Origin of the sequence: Xanthomonas euroxanthea (assembly GCF_903989455.1) — a bacterium.
Taxonomy (GTDB): domain Bacteria; phylum Pseudomonadota; class Gammaproteobacteria; order Xanthomonadales; family Xanthomonadaceae; genus Xanthomonas; species Xanthomonas euroxanthea.
In genome coordinates this window covers 1,659,204-1,680,259 of the sequence record NZ_LR861803.1, presented here as the reverse complement: position 1 = coordinate 1,680,259, position 21,056 = coordinate 1,659,204, and the positions used below count along the sequence as shown (strand labels likewise).

The following is a 21,056-nucleotide window of genomic DNA, read 5'->3' as shown; positions in this document are numbered from 1 at the left end:
GGAATCGGTACGGCGCATCGCCATAGCTGATCGTTTCGCGTGCGGATGCTCAAGCAGCTAGGCTCCCGATTCCCGATTCCCGATTCCCGATTCCCGATTCCCGATTCCCGTCGATTGCACCACCCCGCCCCGCCGGCTATACTCCGCCGGCTGTTTTGCGTATTGCACGCAGTGCGTCGTTCACGTCGGACGTCACCGACGAATTCACACCTGCCGCCGCCATCCGTGCCGGGGTGCCCCCAACAGGGGGTTCGACACGGAGGCGACAGGGAAGCCCAACCCCGGAATCATGTGCGTTTTGATGCGAGTCCCTCGCAACAGCCCGCACATCCATGTGCGGACTCCTCAAAGTCAAGGCCGCGCACGGTGATTCCGCTATCAGGAGTTACTTCAATGCCCCAAGTCACCATGCGTCAGATGCTGGAAGCCGGCGTCCATTTCGGTCACCAGACCCGCTACTGGAACCCCAAGATGGCGCCGTACATCTTCGGCGCGCGCGGCAAGATCCACATCATCAACCTCGAGAAGACCGTTCCGCTCTTCAATGACGCGATGAACTTCCTCTCCTCGATCGCGCAGAAGCGCGGCACCGTGCTGTTCCTGGGCACCAAGCGCAGCGCGCGCGAGTCCATCAAGGAAGAAGCCGAGCGTTGCGGCATGCCGTTCATGACCCAGCGCTGGCTGGGCGGCACCCTGACCAACTTCCGTACCGTCAAGCAGTCGGTTGCCCGCCTGAAGGAACTGGAGTCGGCCGAGACCGACGGCACCTTCGACAAGCTGGTCAAGCACGAAGTGCTGGGCCTGCGTCGCGAGCGCGAGAAACTGGACGCCTCGCTGGGCGGCATCAAGGAAATGAACCGCCTGCCCGACGCGATCTTCGTGATCGACATCGGCCATGAAGACATCGCCATCAAGGAAGCCAAGAAGCTCGGCATTCCGGTGATCGCGGTGGTCGACACCAACTACGATCCGGCCCTGGTCGACTACGCCATCCCGGGTAACGACGACGCCATCCGTGCCGTGCAGCTGTATGCACGCGCCGCTGCCGACGCCGTGCTGGAAGGCAAGGCCGCTGCGCCGAATTCCGCGTCGGTGCGCGAGGAAGAGTTCTCCGCCGAGTCCGCCGACGAAGGCAAGGGCCGTCGCGCTCCGGCCAAGAAGGGCGACAAGAAGGCTGACGCGCCGGCCGACGCGGCCGCTCCGGCTGCCGAGTAATCGGCCTGCAATGCGGCCGCACCATGCTGTGCGGCCGCAGCCCCGACGGGTCCACCGCGGCCCGTCGCCGAGGCCACTGAACATCTCTACGGGGGCGGCCGGCATGGCTGCGTCGTCTCCTACTGGCGGAACATTCCGCCGCACGCATTCGTCCATATGAGGTAATTCCATGGAAATCACTGCTTCCCTGGTCAAGGAACTGCGCGAGCGCACCGGCGCCGGCATGATGGAGTGCAAGAAGGCACTCGTCGAAAACGCAGGCGACATCGACGCCGCTGCCGAATGGCTGCGCAAGTCCGGCCTGGCCAAGGCCGACAAGAAGGCTGACCGCGTCGCCGCCGAAGGCCGCATCGCCACCGCACAGGCCGGCGGCAAGGCCGTGCTGGTCGAAGTCAACTCCGAGACCGACTTCGTCGCCAAGGACGAGAACTTCCTGGCCTTCACCGAGACCGTGGCCACCGCCGCGCTGAACGCGGACGCAGCCGATGCCGAAGCGCTCAAGAGCGTCAAGCTCGACAGCGGCGAGACCATCGAAGAGCGTCGCGCCGCGGTCATCGCCAAGGTCGGCGAGAACCTGCAGGTGCGTCGCCTGGTCCGTATCGACAGCGCCAACAACGTCGCAGCCTACGTGCACGGCGGCCGCATCGGCGTGCTGGTCGAGCTGAAGGGTGGCGACATCGAGCTGGCTCGCGGCATCGCCATGCACATCGCCGCGATGAACCCGCCGCACGTCAAGGCCTCCGACGTCCCGGCCGAGTTCATCGCCAAGGAAAAGGAAATCGAACTGGCCAAGATGTCCGAGAAGGACAAGGCCAAGCCGGCCGAGATCCTGGAAAAGATCATCAGCGGCAAGATCAGCAAGATCGTCAACGAAGTGACGCTGTACGGCCAGCCGTACGTGCTGAACACCGACCAGACCGTCGAGCAGGCGGTCAAGGCCGCCGGTGCCGACGTGGTCGGCTTCCAGCGCCTGGCCGTTGGCGAAGGCATCGAGAAGGTGGTGGAAGACTACGCCGCCGAAGTGATGAAGCAGGCCGGACTGGCCTGATCCTCGCCGCACCGTAGAAAAAGCCGCGGCTTGCCGCGGCTTTTTTTTGCCCGGCGCTGGCGCGCGCGCCAGCAACGCGCGAAACTGAAGCGAACGCATCCGCCAGGCCCGCAACCGGCCTCAACATCTACAGATGTCGTGGCGGTGGCCGCTACAGCTGGATGCCGACCAGGCTTTCCGCGTCCATCACGCACGCGCTGCAGCGCGGCGGCGGCCAAGCGTGGCGTGCCCCATTAACGAACGCAGCGGTATGCTTGCGTTCACCGTCGGCGATGACCCATGCAACCAGATCTACAGGCCGCCCTGCACTATTGCCGCAACCTGCCGTCGCCTCCGGGTGTGGCGCTGCGCGTCATCGAGCTGGCGCAGGACCCCGACGTGGACATGACCACCACGGCCAACGTCATCGGCATGGACATGGCATTGAGCGCGCGCATGCTGCGGGTTGCCAATTCGCCGCTGTACGCCAGCCGCCGCCGTATCGACAACCTCGGCCAGGCGCTGACCATGCTCGGCCTCAACGCGACCCTGAGCCTGGCACTGGGGTTTTCGATGGTGCACGGCGTGCGCAGCACCTTCGCCGCGCATCCGCTGCATGAGCGCATCTGGCGCCGTGCCGGGCTGTGTGCGCTGGCCAGCCGCATCCTCGGGCAGGCCTATGGCATCCGCAAACCCGAAGAACTCATGCTGGCCGGCCTGCTGCAGGACATCGGCAAGCTGGCCCTGCTGCAGGGCGCGCCGGAGCTGTATGCGCCGCTGCTGGAGCAGGCGCCGGACAACGCCGCGCTGCTCGAGGCCGAACGCGAGCAGCTGGGCGCCACCCATGCCGAAGTCGGCGCCTGGCTCGCGCATCAATGGCAGTTGCCGCCGTACCTGCAGAACGCCATCGCGCAAAGCGAGCAAGAGCCCGCCGGCCTGGAGCCGTTCATGGCCTGTGTCGCGCTGTCCGGGCGCCTGGCCGACATCTGGCTGTCGGCCAGCGCCGTGGCGGCCACCGAACGCGCGCAACAACAGGCGCAGGAGGTGCTGGACCTGGACGCCGAACGCTTCGAGAAGGTGATCGAACGCATCGCCGAATCGCTGCCCGAACTGGAAGCCCTGTTCGACATTCGCGTGCCGCAGCCCGAGCACATCCAGATGATCTTCGAGCAGGCGCGCGAACTGGCGATGCTGCGCAGCCTGCGCGAATTGCAGGACGTGGCCGAAGCGCGCCGGCATGCCGACGAATCGGAAAACCGCATGCGCCATCTGGCCGAACAGGCCAGCCGCGATGCGTTGACCGGCGTGTTCAATCGCCATCAGCTCGGCACTGCGCTCGCGCACGAGTTCGAGCTGGCATCGCGCCAGAACTGGCCGCTGTCGATCGCCTTCATCGACCTGGACGACTTCAAGCGCGTCAACGATGCGCATGGTCACCTGGTCGGCGACGAGGTACTGCGCAACTTCGCGCAGACGCTGCAGCGCATGGTGCGCACCAGCGACTTGGTCGCCCGCTATGGCGGCGAGGAATTCCTGGTGATCCTGCCCAACACCGCGGCCGAAGCGGCATTGATGGTGGTCGAGCGCATCCTGGCCGAAACCGCACGCACGCCGATGGCGCAACTGCAGGGCGGCCCGCTGCACATCACCTTCTCGGCGGGGCTGGCCACCCACGGCGGCGACGACCGCCAGTTCGAGAGCATCGAGCATCTGCTGCAGGCCGCCGACAGCACGCTGTACCGCTCCAAACATCGCGGCCGCAACCGCGTCACCGCCTACGATGCGACCGACGTGCCGACACCGCAGCCGCCGCGCGCGCACTGAGCAACGTGTCACGTCATCGCCAACTACCGAATTTTTACCACGCCCGGTGACAGGCTTCCGCTAGACTTGCCGGCGTTTGCCGATCCCCCACACCGAGGTTTCCCCCATGTCCGAACTTGCCTATCGCCGCATTCTTCTCAAACTTTCCGGGGAGGCGCTGATGGGAGACGGGGATTACGGCATCGATCCCAAGGTCATCAACCGCCTCGCCCATGAAGTGATCGAAGCCCAGCAGGCCGGCGCGCAGGTCGCCCTGGTGATCGGCGGCGGCAACATCTTCCGGGGCGCCGGCCTGGCCGCCAGCGGCATGGACCGCGTCACCGGCGACCACATGGGCATGCTGGCCACCGTGATCAACGCGCTGGCGATGCAGGACGCGCTGGAAAAGCTCGGCGCCAAGGTGCGCGTGATGAGCGCGATCAAGATCAACGATGTCTGCGAGGACTTCATCCGCCGGCGCGCGATCCGCCATCTGGAAAAGGGCCGCATCGCGATCTTCGCCGCCGGCACCGGCAACCCGTTCTTCACCACCGACTCGGGCGCGGCACTGCGCGCGATCGAGATCGGCGCCGACCTGCTGCTCAAGGCAACCAAGGTCGACGGCGTCTACGACAAGGACCCGAAGAAGCATTCTGACGCAGTGCGTTACGACAGCCTGACCTACGACCAGGTCATCCTGCAGGGCCTGGAAGTGATGGACACCGCCGCCTTCGCCCTGGCGCGCGACAGCGACCTGCCGCTGCGCATCTTCGGCATGAGCGAGCCCGGGGTGCTGCTGCGCATCCTGCATGGCGAGCAGATCGGCACGTTGGTGCAGGGTCGGAGCTGAGGGCGGGAATCGGGAATCGGGATTGGGGATTCGTCAAAGCGCAGTGCTGACGCCTGCGTTGACGCCTGTCCGTCGCGCGCCTCCAGCGGCAAGCGGCGCCGGCAAGTGAACCGGCTGCGCGGGTCCTGACGACCCGCGAGTCGTGAAACCCCAGTCCCGGCTATAATCTCCGGATTCAGCTCCACACGGATTCCGGCGATGCTCAACCAGATCAAACAAGACGCGCAGACGCGCATGACCAAGAGCATCGATGCTCTGCGCCATTCCCTGACCACGGTGCGCACCGGCCGCGCCTCTCCGGCGCTGCTGGACGGCATCAAGGTCAAGGCCTACGGCACCGACACCCCCCTCAACCAGGTTGCCAGCATCAGCGTCTCAGAAGGCCGCTCGCTGGTCATCAGCCTGTTCGACAAGGGCATGATCAAGGACGTCGAGAAGGCGATCTATGCCTCGGATCTGGGCCTGACCCCGACCGTGGTCGGCACCGTGATCCGTCTGAACCTGCCGCCGCTGACCGAGGAGCGCCGCAAGGAGCTCAGCAAGTCCGTGCATGGCGAGGGCGAGGACAGCAAGGTGGCCATCCGCAACATCCGTCGCGATGCCAACCAGCAGGTCAAGGATCTGCTCAAGGACAAGGCGGTCACCGAAGACGAGGCGCGCAGCGCCGAGGACGACATCCAGAAGCTGACCGACAAGGCCATCAAGGATGTGGATGAGGTCGTCAAGGCCAAGGAACAGGAACTGATGACGGTCTGATCGTGGCATCGCCTGCCATGCATCCAGCACCTTCCGCTGCCGCCGTGCCGCGCCACATTGCCATCATCATGGATGGCAATGGGCGTTGGGCGCAGCGTCGGCGGCGTCCGCGCATGATCGGTCATCGCGCCGGCGCGCGCGCGGTCAATCGCACCATCGATTTCTGCCTGGAAAAAGGCGTCTCGGCGCTCACCCTGTTCGCGTTCTCCAGTGAAAACTGGGGGCGCCCGCAGGAGGAAGTCGATGCGCTGATGAAACTGTTCCTGCATGCACTCGACCGCGAGGTCGACGAGCTGCAGCGCCGCGGCGTGCAAGTGCGCTTCATCGGCGATCGCGGCCGCTTCGCGGCGCCGCTGCGCGAGCGCATGGCCGGTGCCGAACGCATCACCGCGGCCAATTCGCGCCTGGTGCTGAGCATTGCCGCCAGCTATGGCGGCCGCCAGGACATTGCGCTGGCCGCGCGGGCCCTGGCCGAAGAAGTGGCGGCCGGTCGCCTGCAACCGCAGCAGATCGACGAAGCGCTGCTGGCCAGCCGCGTCGCATTGGCCGACCTGCCGGCGCCGGACCTGTTCATCCGCACCGGTGGCGACACCCGCATCAGCAATTTCCTGCTGTGGCAGCTGGCCTATACCGAACTGTGGTTCACCGAAACCCTGTGGCCGGAGTTCGATGCCGGCGTGCTGCAGCAGGCGCTGGATGACTACGCCGGGCGCGAACGCCGCTACGGCCTGACCAGTGCCCAGATCGCCGAGAAGGCGACGGAGAGCTCCTCCGCATGACCAAGACCCGCGTGATTGCCGCGCTGATCATGGCGCCGCTCGCCATCTGCGCGATCGTGCTGCTGCCCACGCAATGGCTGGCGGCGCTGGCGGCGATCCTGTTCCTGACCGGTCTGTGGGAGTGGCTCAAGCTCTCCGGCATCGACGACAGCCTGCCGCGCACCGTGCTGCTGATGCTCAATCTGCTGCTGATGGTGCTGATGGTGTGGGCCTCGGCCGGCTCCATGGTGCTGTTCCAGATCGCCGCCCTGGTGGGGGTGGTCTGGTGGCTGCTGGCGCTGCTGTGGCTGCGCTTTTTCACCTTCGGTGCCGATCACGGCAACGGCCAGGCGCGCGCGCTCAAGCTCGCCGCCGGCACGCTGGCGGTATTGCCGGCCTGGGCCGCGCTGGTGCTGCTGCATGCCAACCCGGACAAGGGCAACCTGTGGCTGCTGACCGCGCTGACCATGGTGTGGGCGGCCGATTCGGGCGCCTATTTCGCCGGCCGCGCGTTCGGCAAGCACAAGCTGGCACCGCGGGTCAGCCCCAACAAGACCATCGAAGGCCTGCTCGGCGGCATGGTCGCCGGCATCGTGGTCGCCTGCGCGTTCGGCTGGCTGGCCGGGCTCACCCTGGCGCACGTGCCGCAGCTGATCCTGGTGGCGGCGGTGGCGGTGCTGGCCTCGGTGCTGGGCGATCTGTTCGAGAGCCTGCTCAAGCGTCATGCCGGCGCCAAGGACTCGGGCGCGGTGATTCCGGGCCACGGCGGCGTGCTGGATCGCATCGACGGCGTGCTCGCCGCCCTGCCGGTGTTCGCACTCGGCAAGGAAATTCTCGGGTTCTAGATATGGCTGGCTCTGCTCTCCGTCACGTCGCCGTCTTCGGCGCCACCGGCTCGATCGGTGCATCGGCACTGGATGTGATCGCCCGTCATCCGCAGCGGCTGCGTGCCAGCGTGCTGTCGGCCGGCAGCAAGGTCGACGCGCTGCTGGCGCTGTGCGTCACCCATCGCCCTGCGCACGCAGTGATCGCCGACCACTCCCTGTACCCGGCACTGCGCGACGGTTTGCGCGCGGCCGGCCTGGCCACCCAGGCCCACGCCGGCAGCGAGGCCCTGGACGCGCTGGCCGCCAGCGATGCCTGCGATACCGTGGTGGCGGCGATCGTGGGGGCGGCCGGCCTGCCGTCCACGCTGGCCGCGGCCGGCGCCGGCAAGCGCCTGTTGCTGGCCAACAAGGAATCGCTGGTGCTGGCCGGCGAATTGCTGACCCGCACCGCGACTGCGGCCGGCGCCGAGATCATCCCGATCGACAGCGAGCACAGCGCCATCTTCCAGTGCCTGCGCTCCTGCGACGCCAGCCGCGGCGTGCGCCGGGTCATCCTGACCGCGTCCGGCGGTCCGTTCCGTGGCTGGGACCGCGCCGCGCTCGGTGCGGTCACGCCCGCGCAGGCGGTCGCCCATCCCAAATGGTCGATGGGCCCGAAGATTTCGGTGGATTCGGCGACGCTGATGAACAAGGGCCTGGAGGTGATCGAGGCGCATCACCTGTTCGGCCTGCCCGGCGCCCGGATCGATGTGCTGGTGCACCCACAGAGCCTAGTGCACTCGCTGGTGGAATTCGTCGATGGCTCCACCCTGGCCCAGCTCGGCCTGCCCGACATGCGCACCACGCTGGCGGTCGGCCTGGCGTGGCCGGAGCGGGTCGAGTCCGGCGTTGGCGGGCTGGACCTGCTGACCCAGGGACGGCTGGATTTCGAGGCGCCGGACACGGCCGCATTTCCGTGCCTGCGCCTGGCCTGGGAGGCGCTGGAGGCCGGCGGGACCGCGCCTGCGATCCTGAACGCGGCCAATGAAGTGGCTGTTTCAGCGTTTCTTCAGGGCCAGGTGGGTTTCCTAGCGATTCCCGCGTTGGTCGAACACACACTGACAACGCTCGCACGGCACAATGCCGACTCCCTCGACACCCTGCTGTCTGCCGATGCGCAAGCGCGGCAGATCACCGAACGCGCCCTCGCCAATCACCGCCTTCATGCCTGATCGATTTACGCAACCGAGTTGCATCCATGGGTGATTTCATCGGTTCGGTCTGGTGGATGATCGTCAGCCTGGGCGTGTTGGTGACCTTCCACGAATTCGGGCACTTCTGGGTCGCGCGCCGCTGCGGCGTCAAGGTGCTGCGCTTTTCGGTGGGCTTCGGCAAGCCGTTGTGGATGCGTCGTGACCGCCACGGCACCGAGTTCGTGGTGGCGGCCATTCCGCTGGGCGGCTACGTCAGGATGCTCGACGAACGCGAAGGCGACGTGCATCCGGCCGAGCAGGACCAGGCCTTCAACCGCAAGACGGTATGGCAGCGCATCGCCATCGTCGCCGCCGGCCCGATCGCCAACCTGTTGCTGTGCATGGCGATGCTGTGGGCGATGTTCGTGGTCGGCAAGCAGGATTACTCGGCCACCATCGGCCGCGCCGACGGTCTGGCCGCCGAAGCCGGCCTGAGCCCGGGCGAGCGCATCGTGCGCATCGATGGGCGCAGTGTCAGCAGCTGGAGCGATGCCAGCATGCAGCTCACCACGGCGGCGATGGACCGGCGCGACATCCGCGTGCTGACCGCCACCGAAGGCGCCGGCAACCGCGAGCACACGCTGCGCCTGTCGCAGCTGCCGGCCGGCTTTGACGAGCGCCGCGTGGCGTCGCTGGCCGGCATCGGCTGGCAGTTCATGCTGCAGCCGCCGGTGGTGGGCCAGGTGGTCGCCGGCTCGGCGGCGCAGGGGCTGCTGCAGCCGGGCGACCGCATCGTGGCCATCGACGGCCAGCCGATCCGGTCGGCCGACGAGATTCCCGCCCAGCTGCAGGCACTGGGCGCGCAGGGCGGGACCGGCATGATCGAGGTCGCGCGCGGCGACGACCGGCTGGCGCTGGAAATCGCCCCGCGCCGGTCGCCGCAGGGGCAATGGCTGCTCGGCGTGGGGTTTGCGCCAGCGCAGGCGCCGGCCTACGACAGCCGCCAGCAGTACGGCATGTTCGCCGCGGTGCCTGCCGCGATCCGTGAGACCGGCCGGATGACCGCCGACTCGCTGGGCATGATGAAGCGCATGCTGACCGGCCAGGCCTCGGTCAAGAACATCTCCGGCCCGGTCACCATTGCGCGCGCCGCCAACGCCTCGGCCGAACGCGGGCTCGACTGGTTCCTGTATTTCCTGGGCTTGCTGTCGCTCAGCCTGGCGATCATCAACCTGATGCCGATCCCGATCTTGGACGGTGGGCATCTGCTGTATTACCTTATCGAGTTGGTCAAGGGCAGCCCGATCAGCGAACGGGCCATGATTGCCGGGCAATATGTCGGCCTGGCGGTCCTGGCCGGGCTGATGGGACTGGCGTTCTACAACGACATCCTCGGCCTGGTTCCACGATGAAGCTGCTCCACTCTTTCCGCCTGTTGTCGTCGTCATACGTCGGCATCCAGCAACACCCGAAATCGACTCCAACCGGATGTGACATGACGCGTCTTCCCACTCGCCGCCTGCTTGCCCTCGCTCTCGCCGCCGGCCTCAGCCTGCCAGTTGTTGCCCTGGCCGCAGAGCCGTTCGTTGCCAGCGACATCCGCGTCGACGGCCTGCAGCGCATCGCCTCCGGCACCGTGTTCACCTATCTGCCGGTGAACCGCGGCGACACCGTGGACGATGGCAAGGTCGCCGACTCGATCCGTGCGCTGTACCGCACCGGCTTCTTCGAGGACGTGCAGCTGGATCGCCAGGGCAACATCCTGGTGATCACCGTGAAGGAGCGCCCGGCGATCAACAAGCTCACCGTGACCGGCAACAAGGACATCAAGTCCGAGGAACTGCTCAAGGGCCTGGGCGACATCGGCCTGACCGAGGGGGGCACCTTCGACCGCCTGAGCCTGGACCGCGTGACCCAGGAGCTGACCCGCCAGTACAACAACCGCGGCAAGTACAACGTCGAGATCACCCCGACGGTCAGCCCGCTGGACCGTAACCGCGTGGACGTGGCGATTGCGATCAAGGAAGGCAAGGCAGCCAAGATCCGCCACGTCAACCTGATCGGCACCGAGAAGTTTGCCAACGAGGACATCCTGGAGAACTGGGAATCCAAGGAGCACAACTGGGCCTCGTGGTATCGCCGCGACGACCAGTACTCCAAGGAAAAGATGTCCGGCGACCTGGAGAAGCTCAACTCCTGGTACCTGGACCGCGGCTACGTGGACTTCAGCATCGATTCCACCCAGGTGTCGATCAGCCCGGACAAGCGCGACATGTTCGTCAGCGCCGGCGTCACCGAGGGCGAGCAGTACAAGATTTCCGAGATCAAGGTCACCGGCGACACCGTGCTGCCGCAGGCCGACATCGAGCGCCTGGTCATCCCCAAGGCCGGCGACATCTTCTCGCGTGCGCTGCTGGAGTACACCTCCGATGCGATCACCAATACGCTGAGCAACGTCGGTTACGCCTTCGCCAAGGTCAACCCGATCCCCACCCCGAACCGCGAGGACCGCACTGTCGCGGTGAACCTGCAGGTGGTGCCGGGCCCGCGCGTGACCGTGCGCCGCATCCTGTACAAGGGCAACAGCCGCACCTCGGACGAAGTCCTGCGCCGCGAGATGCGCCAGTTCGAAAACACCTGGTATTCGCAGGCGGCGATCGACCGTTCCAAGATCCGCCTGCAGCGCCTGGGCTACTTCGAGAGCGTGGATGTGGAAACGCCGGCCGTGCCGGGCAGCAACGACCAGGTCGACGTGGTCTACAACGTCAAGGAGACCACCTCCGGCAGCTTCGTGTTCGGCCTGGGCTACTCGCAGAGCTTCGGTGTGACCACCTCCGTGCAGTTGTCGCAGAACAACTTCCTGGGCGGCGGCAACCGGGTGGCGGTGGAAGCCTCGCGCAGCAGCTACCAGCAGCGCTACGCGTTCTCCTACACCAACCCGTTCTTTACCGACGACGGCGTGTCGCTGGGCTACAACCTGTCCTGGCGCTCGCTGGACTACTCGGACTTCAACACCGCCCAGTACAACAGCAAGAATGGTTCGGCGCAGGTGGTGTTCGGCGTGCCGATCACCGAGAACGATACCGTCTCGGCGATGGTCGGCATCGACAGCAACCAGATCAATACGTTCCAGGGCCAGACCCCGCAGGCGATCATCAATTACATCGATGCAATCGGTACTAGCACCTTCCATGCCTGGCGCACAGAGCTGGGCTGGGCACGCGATACCCGCAACGACTTCTTCATGCCTACCCGTGGCATGTACCAGCGCGTCGGCCTGGAGACCACCCTGCCTGGCTCCACGGTTGAGTACTACAAGTTCAACTACCAGATCTCCAACTACTGGCCGATCATCCCGGCGATCGTGTTGAACACCCGCTTCGAGCTGGGTTACGGCGACAGCTATGGCAATGACAGCCGCCGCGACATATGCGGCGTAGTCACCAACATTAACAACAGCCCCACCTACACAGAGCAAGGCTGCAACGGCAGCAACCTGATCCGTACTGTCACTGCGACCGGGCTGCCGTTCTACGAGAACTTCTACGCCGGCGGTACCAACTCGGTGCGCGGCTTCGAAGACAACACGCTGGGTCCGCGTTCGGAAAGCACCTTCAACTACACGCGCGGCCAGCCGCTGGGTGGCTCGTTCAAGACCGTCGGTTCGGTGGAAATGTACTTCCCCAAACTGTTCGACAGCCCGTCGGCACGCGTGTCGGCGTTCTTCGACTTCGGTAACGTCTACGACGGCGTGGACAACTTCAAGGCCAACGAGCTGCGTGCGTCCACCGGTGTGGCGCTGTTGTGGCGCGCCCCGGTCGGTCCCATTTCGATCAGCTACGCATTCCCGCTGAAAAAGGAAGACAACGACGAGATCGAACGTCTGCAGTTCACCTTCGGCGGCCAGTTCTAATAGCGAACGGCAACAAAGAAGGCGGCCCGCGCAAGCGGGCCGCCCGTGTATCACCGGTTGGATGTGGGCCGGTCAGAACCAGCTGTCCAACCATGTGGAGACGGTGTTGGACAGACAGCTGGCGATGTCGCCGGCAGGCAGGCTGAGACACTGCAGCTGCTGCTCACCGGTTGCCCTGCCCTGCTCGACATCGAAGGATTGGGCCGATGCACCTGCGACCGCGCCCATCATGACCAGACCACCAAGGATGGAAAGAACGGTTTTCATATGCGTGTTCCTGGATTGGCCGCTTGATTGCGACAGGACCCTAGATACGCAGGCTTTGTTGGGAACTGTTTAATGGTGTTTTCTCCCCGTTAAAGCGGCTCTCCCACACTTACAAGAGGTTTACCCTGATGCGCTTGACCGCCAGTGCGATTGCCGAACAATTTGGTCTGACCGTCATCGGTGATGGCGCCATCGAAGTCAGTGGGGTCGCCACCCTGGCGCATGCCGGCGCCGGGCAACTGAGCTTCCTGTCCAATCCGCGCTACCGGCCGCAGCTGGGCCAGAGCCAGGCCGCCGTGGTGGTGCTGCGCGCCGACGATGCGCAGGACGCACGCGGCACCGCGCTGGTCGCCAAGGATCCCTACACCGCCTTCGCCAAGATCGCCGCCTTGTTCGATGTGGCGCCGGTGCGCGAACCGGGCATTCACCCGTCGGCGGTGATCGATCCCAGTGCCCAGGTCTCGCCGAGCGCGCATGTCGGCCCGTTCGTCAGCATCGGTGCGCGCAGCCGCGTGGGCGATGGCTGCGTGATCGGCACCGGCAGCATCATCGGCGAGGATTGCGTGGTCGATGACGGCAGCGAGCTGCTCGCCCGCGTCACCCTGGTCACCCGGGTGCGCCTGGGCAAGCGCGTGCGCATCCATCCCGGTGCGGTGATCGGCGCCGACGGCTTCGGCCTGGCGATGGATGCCGGCCACTGGATCAAGGTGCCGCAGCTGGGCGGTGTGGTGATCGGCGACGATTGCGAGATCGGCGCCAACACCTGCATCGACCGCGGTGCACTGGAAGACACCGTGCTGGAAGAAGACGTGCGCGTGGACAACCTGGTGCAGATCGCGCACAACTGCCACATCGGCGCACATAGCGCCATCGCCGGCTGCACCGGAATCGCCGGCAGCGCCAAGATCGGCCGTTACTGCCTGCTTGGCGGGCATGTCGGCGTGGTCGGGCACCTGGAGATCTGCGACAAGGTCGTGATCACCGGCAAGTCGGTGGTGCGCAATTCCATCCATGAGCCGGGCGAGTATTCGTCCGGCACCCCTCTCACCGACAATCGCACGTGGCGCAAGAATGCCGCGCGCTTCAAACAACTCGATGTGCTGGCAAGGCGCATCCTGGCTGTGGGCAAGGAGAAAGAATGAGTCACCCCACTTACGAGCTGCCGATCGACGTCAACCAGATCCAGACGCTGATCCCGCACCGCTATCCGTTTCTGCTGATCGACCGGGTTGTCGAGCTCGACCTGGAAGCCAAGCGCATCGTTGGGCAGAAGAACGTCAGCATCAACGAGCCATTTTTCCAGGGCCATTTCCCCACCCGCCCGGTGATGCCCGGGGTGCTGATCATCGAGGCACTGGCGCAGGCCGGTGGCGTGATGACCCAGCTCGGGCTGGGGCGCGACGCGCTGTCCAAGCTGTTCTACATGGTCAAGGTCGACAACGCCCGCTTCAACAAGCAGGTGGTGCCGGGTGACGTGCTGATGCTGGAAGTGCAGATGAAGCGCCTGATCCGCAACATGGGATGCTATTACGGCGAGGCCAAGGTCAACGGCGAAGTCGTGGCCAGCGCCGAAATCATGTGCGCCGGCGCCAAGGAATAACCCGTTTTTGGAGGTGAGACACGATGCGTGATCAAGCACCCTTGATTCATCCCACCGCCGTCATCGATCCGTCGGCGCAACTGGCCAGCGATGTGCGCGTGGGCGCGTTCTCGTTGATCGGCGCCGATGTGCAGATCGATGCGGGCACCGAGGTGGGGCCGCATTGCTCGATCCACGGCCCGACCCGGATCGGCCGCAACAACCGCTTCATCGGCCATGCCGCGATCGGCGGCGAACCGCAGGACAAGAAATACGCCGGCGAGCGCACCGAACTGGTGATCGGCAACGGCAACGTGATCCGCGAATTCGTCACCATCAATCGCGGCACCGGCGGCGGTGGCGGCATCACCGTGGTCGGCGACGACAACTGGATGCTGGCCTACACCCACGTGGCGCACGACTGCCATGTCGGCAACCACTGCGTGTTCTCCAACAACACCACGCTGGCCGGCCATGTCACCGTGGGCGACTACGTGATCATCAGCGGCTTTGCCGGTGCCCATCAGTTCTGCCGGATCGGCGCGCACGCCTTCCTGGGCATGGGCGCGCTGACCAACGGCGACGTGCCGCCGTTCACCATGGTCGGCAGCGAATCGCTGGGCCGCCCGCGCGGCATCAACAGCGAAGGACTCAAGCGTCGCGGCTTCGATGCCGAGCGCATCACCGCGATCAAGCGCGCCTACCGCACGCTCTACGTCGCCGGGCTGCCGCTGGCCGAGGCCAAGCTGCAGCTGGCCGAACAGGCCAAGAGCAGCGAAGACGTGCGCGGGCTGCTCGAGTTCATCGAGGCGGCGGAAAGGCCGTTGTTGCGATGAAGGGAATCGGGAATCGGGAATCGGGAATCGATGCAGGCGCGCACGCTGACACGCCTGCCGCCGGCCCACCGCCGGCACTTCCGATTCCCCATTCCCCACTCCCGATTCCCGGCGCGCAAACGCGCGCCCCACGCATCGCGCTGATCGCCGGCGAAGCTTCCGGCGACATCTTGGGTGCCGGCTTGATCGAGCAGCTGCGGCGCCGCTATCCGGCTGCCGAGTTCGTCGGCATCGGTGGCGATGCGATGCGTGGCGCCGGCTGCCAGACCTGGTTCGATGCCAGCGAACTGGCGGTGATGGGGCTGACCGAAGTGCTGCAGCATCTGCCGCGGCTGCTGAAGCTGCGCCGCGCGTTTCGTGAGCGTGTGCTGGCATGGAAACCGGACGTGTTCATCGGCATCGATGCACCCGATTTCAATCTGTCGGTCGAGCGCTGGCTCAAGCAGCGCGGTGTGCGCACCGTGCATTACGTCAGCCCCTCGGTGTGGGCCTGGCGCGAGAAGCGTGCGGAAAAGATCGGCGCCAGCGCCGACCTGGTGCTGTGCCTGTTTCCGATGGAGCCGCCGATCTACGCCAGGCACGGCATCGATGCGCGCTTTGTCGGCCACCCGATGGCCGACGACATCGCCTACCAGGCCGATCGCGCCGCCGCGCGCGCCAAGCTGGGCCTGTCTGCTTCCAGCACCGTGCTGGCGGTGTTGCCCGGTAGCCGGCATGGCGAGATCGGCAAGCTGGGCGAGACGTTCTTCCAGGCCGCCTGGCTGGTGTCCGAGCAGTTGCCCAACCTGCACGTACTGGTCCCGGCGGCCAATCCTGGCTGCAAGCAGCTGCTGGCCGAGCAGTTGTCGCGCTCGTCGCTACCGGTGCTGCGGTCGCACCTGCTCGATGGCCAGGCGCGCACCGCGATGCTGGCCGCCGACGTGGTGCTGCTGGCGTCGGGTACCGCGACGCTGGAGGCGATGCTGGTCAAGCGCCCGATGGTGGTCGGCTACAAGGTCGCCCCGCTCACCTACCGCATCGTCAAGACGCTGGGCCTGCTCAAGGTCAACCGCTACGCGCTGCCCAACATCCTGGCCAACGACGACCTCGCCCCGGAGCTGATGCAGGACGACTGCACCCCGGAGCGCCTGTGCGCGGCCCTGCTGGACTGGTTCAAGCACCCGGAAAAGGTCGCCGCCCTGCAACCACGCTATCTCGCCCTGCACGCGGAACTACGCCGCGACGCATCGGCACGCGCGGCCGATGCGGTGGCGGAGCTGCTGGAAGGCGGGGATTCGGGAATCGGGAATGGGGAATCGGCAGGAGCTGGGCCATGAAGCGCTCGAGCTCCCACAGTGCCGTTGTCGTTGCGACGACGCAGGACGCGCTCTTCCACGATTCCCCAATCCCGATTCCCGATTCCCGATTGATCGCCGGTGTCGACGAAGCCGGGCGCGGCCCGCTGGCCGGGCCGGTGGCGGTGGCGGCGGTGGTGTTCGATCCCGGCAAGCCGCGCATCAACGGGCTGGACGATTCCAAGCAGCTGAGCGCGCAGCGGCGCGAGCAGTTGTATGCGCGCATCGTCGAGCGGGCGCTGGCGTGGTCGGTGGTGCTGATCGACAGCGAGGAGATCGACCGCATCAATATCTACCAGGCGACCATGCTCGGCATGCGGCGTGCGGTGGAAGGGGTGGCACATGTGGCCGGGTTTGCCCGCATCGATGGCAACCGGGTGCCCAAGGGCCTGCCCTGCCCGGCCGAGGCCTTGATCGGCGGCGATGCGCTCGATCGCGCCATCATGGCAGCCTCGATCGTGGCCAAGGTCACCCGCGACCGCCTGATGCACGACCTGCACGTCCAGCACCCCGAATACCGCTTCGACCAGCACAAGGGCTACGCCACGCCGGTGCACCTGGCCGCGCTGCGCAGCCATGGGCCGTGCCCGCAGCACCGTCGCAGCTTCGCCCCGGTGCGGCGTGCATTGGGCATCGAGGCGGCGCAGTCGCCGTGGGACGTGCCCTGCGCGCCCCCGGCCGATGCGCTGCTGCTGGTCGACTGAGCGCCCCCTTCCAGGCTGACCTGGCCCGGTCCCGGGGCCACCCACCAGTGGCGCGGAAACGGCCGGTGCAGCCAGGGCTTCGCGCAGCACGTCACGCACGCCCAGCCCCGCACGCCCCCCGATCCGCGCAATCGCCACCGCTGCGCTGCATCCAGCTAGCCACAGCCTGAATCGGCCACACCGCCCAGCCCCCGTGGCAGCTGGCCGAGGCGCCGCGCCGGTGCTGTCAAGCCTTGTCCGACCCGACCACGCTCGCTACCCTGACCCCGCATTATTCCGGTCTCGCATGTCCACTTCCCGCTTCGTCCATCTGCACGTCCACACCGAGTTCTCGCTGGCGGATTCCACCATCCGTGTGCCCGAGAAACCGGATCAGGCTGACCCGAAAAAGGCCAAGCAGGCCAACCTGCTGAGCCGCGCGGTCGAACTCGACATGCCCGCGCTGGCGGTCACCGACCTCAACAACCTGTTCGCGCTGGTCAAGTTCTACAAGGCCGCCGAGGGCGTAGGCATCAAGCCGATCGCCGGCGCCGACGTGATGATCGCCACCCCGGACATGACGCCCTGGCGCATGACCCTGCTGTGCCGCGACCGCGAAGGCTACCTGAGCCTGTCGCGCCTGCTGACCCGCGCCTGGATGGAAGGCCACCGCCCCGAAGGCGGCGTGGCGATCCACCCCGAATGGCTGCAGAGCGGCCATGCCAACCTGTTCGCCCTGGCCGGCCGCGACAGCCTGGCCGGGCGCCTGTTCGGCGAGGGCCGCGCCGACCTGGCCGAGCAGCAGCTGGCCGACTGGCAGCGCGTGTTCGGCGACGGCCTGCATCTGGAACTCACCCGTACCGGGCGCCAGGGCGAAGAACGCTTCAACCAGTTCGCGCTGCATGCGGCCGGTGTGCGCGGCCTGCCGGTGGTGGCCAGCAACGATGTGCGCTTCCTGTATGCCAGCGACTTCAATGCGCACGAGGCGCGGGTGTGCATTTCCTCCGGCCGCGTGCTCGACGACCCCAAGCGCCCGCGCGAGTACAGCGACCAGCAGTACCTGAAGTCCGGCGACGAAATGGCCGCGCTGTTCGCCGACGTGCCCGATGCAATCGACAACACGCTGGCGCTGGCGCAGCGCTGCAACATCGAGATGCGCCTGGGCACCTACTTCCTGCCCGCCTATCCGGTGCCCGAAGACGAGACGCTGGACAGCTGGATCCGCAGCCAGTCGCGCGACGGTCTGGCCGCACGCCTGGAAAAGAGCCCGATCGCGCCCGGCAAGACCCGCCAGGACTATGTCGACCGGCTGGAATTCGAGCTGGATACCATCATCAAGATGGGCTTCCCCGGCTACTTCCTGATCGTGGCCGACTTCATCCAGTGGGGCAAGAACCAGGGCATTCCGATCGGCCCGGGGCGCGGTTCCGGTGCCGGTTCGCTGGTGGCCTGGGCACTGCAGATCACCGACCTGGACCCGCTGCCGTACAACCTGCTGTTCGAGCGCTTCCTCAACCCCGAACGCGTGTCGATGCCCGACTTCGACATCGACTTCTGCATGGATCGCCGCGACGAGGTGATCGACTACGTGGCGCGCAAGTACGGGCGCGAACGGGTCAGCCAGATCATCACCTACGGCACCATGGCGGCCAAGGCGGTGGTGCGCGACGCCGGGCGCGTGCTCGGCTTCAGCTACGGGCTGGTCGACAGCGTGGCCAAGCTGATCCCCAACATCCTGGGCATCACGCTCAAGGATGCGATGGGCGAAGGCAAGGACTCGGAGATGGCCTCGCCGGACCTGATCCAGCGCTACCAGGTCGAAGACGACGTGCGCGACCTGATGGATCTGGCCCGTCAGCTCGAGGACCTCACCCGCAATGCCGGCAAGCACGCCGGTGGCGTGGTGATCGCGCCCGAGCCGCTGTCCGAATTCTGCCCGCTGTTCGCCGAACACGACGAGGACGGGCGCGGCAAGAATCCGGTCACCCAGTTCGACAAGGACGACGTCGAAGCGGTCGGCCTGGTGAAGTTCGACTTCCTCGGCCTGCGCACGCTGACCATCATCGACTGGGCGGTCAAGGCGATCAACGTGCGCCATGCGCGCGCCGGCATCGACCCGGTCGACATCACCACCATTCCGCTCGACGACGTGCCCACCTACAAGGGCGTGTTCGCCTCGGGCAATACCGGCGCGGTGTTCCAGTTCGAATCCTCGGGCATGCGCCGCCTGCTCAAGGACGCGCGCCCGGACCGTTTCGAAGACCTGATCGCGCTGGTATCGCTGTACCGCCCCGGCCCGATGGACCTGATCCCGGACTTCAACGCGCGTAAGCACGGCCAGCAGGAGATCATCTACCCGGATCCGCGCACCGAAGCCATCCTCAAGGACACCTACGGCATCATGGTGTACCAGGAGCAGGTGATGCAGATGGCGCAGATCGTCGGCGATTATTCGCTGGGCGGCGCCGACCTGCTGCGCCGTGCGATGGGCAAGAAGGTGCCGGCCGAAATGGCCAAGCACCGCGAGATCTTCCGCGAGGGCGCGGCCAAGGGCGGGGTGGGCGCGGCCAAGGCCGACGAAATCTTCGACCTGATGGAGAAGTTCGCCGGCTACGGCTTCAACAAGTCGCACGCCGCCGCCTACGCGCTGGTCAGCTACCAGACCGCGTGGCTGAAGCGGCATTACCCGGCCGAATTCATGGCCGCGACGCTGTCCTCGGACATGGACAACACCGACAAGGTGGTCGGCTTTCTCGATGAGGTGCGCAATCTCGGCCTGACCGTCAAGCCGCCACGCGTCAACGAGTCGGCCTACATGTTCGAAGCTGCCAGCCCGGACACGATTCAATACGGCCTGGGCGCGATCAAGGGTGTCGGCCAGGGCGCCTGCGAGGCGATCGTCGAAGAACGCCAGCGCGGCGGCCCCTACACCACGTTGCTGGATTTCTGCACGCGCGTGGGCACCGCCAAGCTCAACCGCCGCACGCTCGAAGCGATGATCAATGCCGGCGCGATGGACGGGCTGGGCAAGAACCGCGCCTCGCTGATGCTGCAGTTGCCGGAAGTGGTCAAGGCCACCGAGCAGCTGGCGCGCGAGCGCGCCTCGGGCCAGAACTCGCTGTTCGGTGGGCCGGACCCGAGCGCGCCGGCGCTGCGCCTGGACCTGCCCGAAAGCGAGGAATGGCCGCTGGGCCAGCTGCTCACCGGCGAGCGCGAAACGCTGGGCTTCTATCTCAGCGGCCATCCGTTCGACCCGCACCGCGACGAGGTGCGCGAGCTGGTCGGCTGCGACCTGGGGTCGCTGGAGAAGATCCTCGCCTCGCAACAACGCGGCGGCGGTGGTGGCGATGGCGAAAAACGCGCCTGGCGCCCGGAAGTCAGCGCCATCCTGGCCGGCCAGGTGATCGGCGTGCGGCGCAAGGGCGACAGCCAGGTGTTCGTGCAGCTCGAAGACGGCCGTGGCCGGGTCGAATGCAGCGCGTTCTCCGATGCGATGGCCGAGTTCGGGCACCTGCTCACCCGCGACCGCATCCTGATCGTCAAGGGCGGCCTGCGCGAGGACGAATTCAACGGCGGCTACAGCCTGCGGATCCGCCAATGCTGGGACTACGAGCAGATCTGCGCCGACCATGCGCAACGCCTGTCATTGCGCCTGGACCTGCGCGAGAAGCAGGCCTGGAAGCGCATCGACGCCCTGCTGACCAAGCACCGCCCCGGCAAGACTCCCCTGCGCCTGGACCTGCTGCTGCGCGCCCCGACCGGCGGGGTGGCCGGCATGCTCGACCTCAACGGCAGCCACTCGGTGCGCATCGACCAGCAGTTGATGGACAGCCTGCGCGCCGATCCCGCGGTGCGGACCCTGAAGATCAAGTACAGCCCTCCGTGGGCGTGAGAATGGGGAGTCGGGAATGGGGAATCGCAAAAGCGAGGCCGCCATCCGCCCTGCTTTGATTCCCCATTCCCGATTCCCGATTCTCCTAACCCCACCGTACGGGTTCATCGAACGCATTCGGCTACACTCCCCGCCTTACGTTGA

The 21,056-nt window shown here is 66.4% G+C and carries 17 protein-coding genes; 16 read left to right on the top strand and 1 reads right to left on the bottom strand.

Annotated elements, in window-relative coordinates; genetic code table 11:
* Positions 1 to 393: 393 nt before the first annotated feature.
* From rpsB to bamA, 10 genes are all read left to right on the top strand, one after another.
* Positions 394 to 1,215, top strand: coding sequence for a 30S ribosomal protein S2 (gene rpsB / locus H7A86_RS07230; protein WP_026064294.1), 822 nt, complete (start codon positions 394 to 396; stop codon positions 1,213 to 1,215).
* Between the two features lie 169 nt (positions 1,216 to 1,384).
* Complete coding sequence (tsf, locus tag H7A86_RS07225) at positions 1,385 to 2,263, top strand: translation elongation factor Ts (protein ID WP_104583393.1); 879 nt, start codon at positions 1,385 to 1,387, stop codon at positions 2,261 to 2,263.
* A 279-nt stretch (positions 2,264 to 2,542) separates the two neighbouring features.
* Positions 2,543 to 4,066 carry a sensor domain-containing diguanylate cyclase gene (locus H7A86_RS07220; protein WP_119132350.1) on the top strand — a complete coding sequence of 508 codons (1,524 nt, stop codon included), beginning with the start codon at positions 2,543 to 2,545 and terminating at the stop codon, positions 4,064 to 4,066.
* 106 nt (positions 4,067 to 4,172) lie between these two features.
* Positions 4,173 to 4,895 carry a UMP kinase gene (pyrH, locus tag H7A86_RS07215; RefSeq protein WP_024940374.1) on the top strand — a complete coding sequence of 241 codons (723 nt, stop codon included), beginning with the start codon at positions 4,173 to 4,175 and terminating at the stop codon, positions 4,893 to 4,895.
* Between the two features lie 198 nt (positions 4,896 to 5,093).
* Complete coding sequence (frr, locus tag H7A86_RS07210) at positions 5,094 to 5,651, top strand: ribosome recycling factor (RefSeq protein ID WP_104532588.1); 558 nt, start codon at positions 5,094 to 5,096, stop codon at positions 5,649 to 5,651.
* 17 nt (positions 5,652 to 5,668) lie between these two features.
* Positions 5,669 to 6,430 (top strand): polyprenyl diphosphate synthase, encoded by a 762-nt coding sequence (gene uppS / locus H7A86_RS07205; RefSeq protein WP_180708064.1) that lies wholly within the window; start codon positions 5,669 to 5,671, stop codon positions 6,428 to 6,430.
* On the top strand, positions 6,427 to 7,254 hold the full coding sequence (locus H7A86_RS07200; RefSeq protein WP_104648341.1) for a phosphatidate cytidylyltransferase: 828 nt from the start codon (positions 6,427 to 6,429) through the stop codon (positions 7,252 to 7,254). The genes uppS and H7A86_RS07200 overlap by 4 nt, the downstream gene beginning before the upstream one ends.
* A 2-nt stretch (positions 7,255 to 7,256) precedes the next feature.
* Positions 7,257 to 8,447: a 1-deoxy-D-xylulose-5-phosphate reductoisomerase gene (locus H7A86_RS07195; RefSeq protein WP_104583398.1), complete on the top strand. Its 1,191-nt coding sequence runs from the start codon at positions 7,257 to 7,259 to the stop codon at positions 8,445 to 8,447.
* 26 nt (positions 8,448 to 8,473) lie between these two features.
* The gene (gene rseP / locus H7A86_RS07190; protein ID WP_119132352.1) at positions 8,474 to 9,820 is read left to right on the top strand and encodes an RIP metalloprotease RseP; all 1,347 of its coding nucleotides are present in this window, start codon (positions 8,474 to 8,476) and stop codon (positions 9,818 to 9,820) included.
* A gap of 83 nt (positions 9,821 to 9,903) precedes the next feature.
* Positions 9,904 to 12,321, top strand: coding sequence for an outer membrane protein assembly factor BamA (bamA, locus tag H7A86_RS07185; RefSeq protein ID WP_180496925.1), 2,418 nt, complete (start codon positions 9,904 to 9,906; stop codon positions 12,319 to 12,321).
* Between the two features lie 72 nt (positions 12,322 to 12,393).
* Here the strand turns inward: bamA and H7A86_RS07180 are convergent, their stop codons facing one another.
* Complete coding sequence (locus tag H7A86_RS07180; protein ID WP_104583401.1) at positions 12,394 to 12,588, bottom strand: hypothetical protein; 195 nt, start codon at positions 12,586 to 12,588, stop codon at positions 12,394 to 12,396.
* A gap of 128 nt (positions 12,589 to 12,716) precedes the next feature.
* On the opposite strand from H7A86_RS07180, the gene lpxD reads away from it, so the two are divergent.
* From lpxD to dnaE, 6 genes are all read left to right on the top strand, one after another.
* Entirely contained in the window at positions 12,717 to 13,730 is a 1,014-nt protein-coding gene (gene lpxD / locus H7A86_RS07175; RefSeq protein ID WP_053045244.1) for a UDP-3-O-(3-hydroxymyristoyl)glucosamine N-acyltransferase, read from the top strand.
* Complete coding sequence (gene fabZ, locus H7A86_RS07170) at positions 13,727 to 14,188, top strand: 3-hydroxyacyl-ACP dehydratase FabZ (RefSeq protein ID WP_053045245.1); 462 nt, start codon at positions 13,727 to 13,729, stop codon at positions 14,186 to 14,188. The genes lpxD and fabZ overlap by 4 nt, the downstream gene beginning before the upstream one ends.
* Before the next feature lie 23 nt (positions 14,189 to 14,211).
* Positions 14,212 to 15,003, top strand: a complete 792-nt coding sequence (gene lpxA / locus H7A86_RS07165; protein ID WP_104583403.1) for an acyl-ACP--UDP-N-acetylglucosamine O-acyltransferase — start codon at positions 14,212 to 14,214, stop codon at positions 15,001 to 15,003.
* On the top strand, positions 15,000 to 16,319 hold the full coding sequence (gene lpxB / locus H7A86_RS07160; protein WP_232099283.1) for a lipid-A-disaccharide synthase: 1,320 nt from the start codon (positions 15,000 to 15,002) through the stop codon (positions 16,317 to 16,319). The genes lpxA and lpxB overlap by 4 nt, the downstream gene beginning before the upstream one ends.
* Complete coding sequence (locus H7A86_RS07155) at positions 16,316 to 17,041, top strand: ribonuclease HII (protein ID WP_119132353.1); 726 nt, start codon at positions 16,316 to 16,318, stop codon at positions 17,039 to 17,041. Before lpxB ends, H7A86_RS07155 begins: the two co-directional genes overlap by 4 nt.
* A 286-nt stretch (positions 17,042 to 17,327) precedes the next feature.
* Positions 17,328 to 20,912, top strand: coding sequence for a DNA polymerase III subunit alpha (gene dnaE, locus H7A86_RS07150; protein ID WP_119132354.1), 3,585 nt, complete (start codon positions 17,328 to 17,330; stop codon positions 20,910 to 20,912).
* The last annotated feature ends 144 nt before the right edge of the window (positions 20,913 to 21,056 follow it).

What these genes read in the sequence shown, in the direction of transcription:
- lpxB (WP_232099283.1), top strand. Translation starts at nt 15,000, where the DNA reads ATGAAGGGAATCGGGAATCGGGAATCGGGAATCGATGCAGGCGCGCAC.
- H7A86_RS07195 (WP_104583398.1), top strand. Translation starts at nt 7,257, where the DNA reads ATGGCTGGCTCTGCTCTCCGTCACGTCGCCGTCTTCGGCGCCACCGGC.
- fabZ (WP_053045245.1), top strand. Translation starts at nt 13,727, where the DNA reads ATGAGTCACCCCACTTACGAGCTGCCGATCGACGTCAACCAGATCCAG.
- H7A86_RS07155 (WP_119132353.1), top strand. Translation starts at nt 16,316, where the DNA reads ATGAAGCGCTCGAGCTCCCACAGTGCCGTTGTCGTTGCGACGACGCAG.
- lpxD (WP_053045244.1), top strand. Translation starts at nt 12,717, where the DNA reads ATGCGCTTGACCGCCAGTGCGATTGCCGAACAATTTGGTCTGACCGTC.
- pyrH (WP_024940374.1), top strand. Translation starts at nt 4,173, where the DNA reads ATGTCCGAACTTGCCTATCGCCGCATTCTTCTCAAACTTTCCGGGGAG.
- dnaE (WP_119132354.1), top strand. Translation starts at nt 17,328, where the DNA reads ATGTCCACTTCCCGCTTCGTCCATCTGCACGTCCACACCGAGTTCTCG.
- H7A86_RS07180 (WP_104583401.1), bottom strand. Translation starts at nt 12,588, where the DNA reads ATGAAAACCGTTCTTTCCATCCTTGGTGGTCTGGTCATGATGGGCGCG.
- H7A86_RS07220 (WP_119132350.1), top strand. Translation starts at nt 2,543, where the DNA reads ATGCAACCAGATCTACAGGCCGCCCTGCACTATTGCCGCAACCTGCCG.
- bamA (WP_180496925.1), top strand. Translation starts at nt 9,904, where the DNA reads ATGACGCGTCTTCCCACTCGCCGCCTGCTTGCCCTCGCTCTCGCCGCC.
- lpxA (WP_104583403.1), top strand. Translation starts at nt 14,212, where the DNA reads ATGCGTGATCAAGCACCCTTGATTCATCCCACCGCCGTCATCGATCCG.
- tsf (WP_104583393.1), top strand. Translation starts at nt 1,385, where the DNA reads ATGGAAATCACTGCTTCCCTGGTCAAGGAACTGCGCGAGCGCACCGGC.
- rpsB (WP_026064294.1), top strand. Translation starts at nt 394, where the DNA reads ATGCCCCAAGTCACCATGCGTCAGATGCTGGAAGCCGGCGTCCATTTC.
- H7A86_RS07200 (WP_104648341.1), top strand. Translation starts at nt 6,427, where the DNA reads ATGACCAAGACCCGCGTGATTGCCGCGCTGATCATGGCGCCGCTCGCC.
- uppS (WP_180708064.1), top strand. Translation starts at nt 5,669, where the DNA reads ATGCATCCAGCACCTTCCGCTGCCGCCGTGCCGCGCCACATTGCCATC.
- rseP (WP_119132352.1), top strand. Translation starts at nt 8,474, where the DNA reads ATGGGTGATTTCATCGGTTCGGTCTGGTGGATGATCGTCAGCCTGGGC.
- frr (WP_104532588.1), top strand. Translation starts at nt 5,094, where the DNA reads ATGCTCAACCAGATCAAACAAGACGCGCAGACGCGCATGACCAAGAGC.